At 68.3% G+C, this 1,950-nt stretch carries 2 protein-coding genes; both read left to right on the top strand.

All coding sequences use genetic code 11. From position 1 onward, the window contains the following. Positions 1-104: 104 nt before the first annotated feature. Positions 105-1,298 carry a toxin-antitoxin system YwqK family antitoxin gene (locus D7Y13_RS41200; RefSeq protein WP_120586178.1) on the top strand — a complete coding sequence of 398 codons (1,194 nt, stop codon included), beginning with the start codon at positions 105-107 and terminating at the stop codon, positions 1,296-1,298. Positions 1,299-1,361: 63 nt separating this feature from the next. Next, positions 1,362-1,946 (top strand): TetR/AcrR family transcriptional regulator, encoded by a 585-nt coding sequence (locus D7Y13_RS41195; protein WP_120538414.1) that lies wholly within the window; start codon positions 1,362-1,364, stop codon positions 1,944-1,946. Positions 1,947-1,950: the final 4 nt, after the last annotated feature.

The following is a 1,950-nucleotide window of genomic DNA, read 5'->3' as shown; positions in this document are numbered from 1 at the left end:
GCCCGCCACCCTAAACCACCGCCCCACCCGCCGCACGGTTCCTGCGGCCGGCCCACGAGGCTAGGGTGGGCGCGAAACCTCCTGTCTGCCTTCGTGGAAACTCCATGCGCGCGCCTCCTGTCATCCGCCTCGTCGTGCTCTCCGCCTCCCTGTCCGCCCTTCCCTCGTGGGCCGTGGAGGACTGCCAGTTCAAGGGCGAATCCATCAACCTGGACAACGGCAACTCGACCGCGAAGCTCACCGGCACCGTGCGCTGCGTGGACCGGGACACGAAGAAGGAGACGCACACCGTCTCGTACCGCGACGGCAAGAAGGACGGCTGGGAGGTGCGCCGCTGGTCCGACGGCCGGGCCGTGGAGCAGGAGTACAAGGCCGACAAGCGACACGGCGGCTTCAAGCGCTACGAGGACGGCCGGCTGGTGGAGACCTCGACCTACGCCGACGACCATGAGCGTGGCGAAGGCCAGCGCTACCACCCCAACGGCAAGGTGGCCCATCGCTACGACCGGCAGCCGGACGACGCGAAGAGCACCTACGCGGACTACGACGAGACCGGGCGGCTGAAGGAGGCCGGGTGCGGCCTCCAGTCCTCGCGCGAGGCGGGCATCAAGGACTGCGTCTGGAAGGGCGCCTCGCCGCTGGTGTTCTTCCATGCGAACGGCCAGAAGCGATCCGTCATCCCCCTGAAGAACGGGCTGCGCGAGGGCGTGACGGAGACGTTCGACGCCCAGGGACAGCGCACCGGCACCTCCGCCTTCATCGCCGGCCTGCGCGACGGCGTGAGCACCGAGTACGTGGGAGGCGTTCCCCGCCGCGCCACGACGTACGCGAAGGGGCAGATGGAGGGCGATGAGACGGAGTACTTCAAGGACGGCGCGAAGAAGCTCGTCACCACCTGGAAGGGCCGCACGAAGCTCAAGCGCGTGGAGTACTTCCAGAACGGCGAGCGCAAGAGCGAGTTCGTCGTCACCGGCGAGCGCGCGGTGGAATCCCAGTTCGAGGACGACGGCTCGCTGCGCCAGCGGCAAGCCCTGGCCCTGGATGAAGGCAAGTACCGCTTCGAGCCCGACGGCGTGACGGAGTCCTTCTTCCCGGACGGGGGCGTGCAGTCGCGCGAGCACTACGTCCAGGGCCGCTCCGAAGGCCAGCGCCAGATCTGGGCCGAGAACGGCGTCCTCGTGGAGGACTCGCAGTGGACGAAAGACCGCGTCACCGCGCGCAAGCGCTGGAACCCGGACGGCGGACTCGTGGAGGACGACACCTTCTACGAGGACGGCTCGCGCAAGAAGAAGCCCTGAGCCTGCCCGCTCCCCACGTCTCCTTGACGGATGATGGTCGAAATATTACGACTATCATCCATCATGACCCAGAAGACGGAACAGAAGCAGAAGTCGCACGACGCCATCCTCGCGTCCGCCGCCACGTTGTTGTTGGAGCGGGGCATCCAGGCCAGCTCCATCATGGACGTGATGAAGGGGGCGGGGCTCACGGTGGGGGGCTTCTACGGGCACTTCGAGTCGAAGGAGCATCTGTTCACGGAGACCCTCCGGGGCACCGCCCGCACGGTGTGGAACAAGCTCTTGCACAAGGCGAAGGAGGACGCGCCGGACGCGCCCGCGCTGAAGGTGCTGGAGCGCTACCTGTCGCGCAAGCACCGCGACGCCGTCACGCCCACCTGTCCCCTGCCCAGCATCACCGCCGACGTGGCGCGCTCCGGGGAGCCCTACCGGGGCGCGCTGGAGTCGGAGCTGCAGCAGTTCGTCCAGTCGTACGCGGACCTGCTGGGCCCGAACGCGCGCCACCGGGAGAAGGCCCTGGCGGCCGTCGCGCTCATGTACGGCGCCCTGTCGCTGTCGCGCGCCATCCGGGGCACGAAGCTGTCGGATGACTTCCTGGAGGCCGCCAAGAAGTGGGGGGCGCAGCTGGTGGCGAAGGAGGACGCATGAGCGC

The sequence above is a fragment of the Corallococcus praedator genome (assembly GCF_003612125.1).
Taxonomy (GTDB): Bacteria; Myxococcota; Myxococcia; order Myxococcales; family Myxococcaceae; genus Corallococcus; species Corallococcus praedator.
This window is presented reverse-complemented; position numbering and strand designations above follow the sequence as displayed.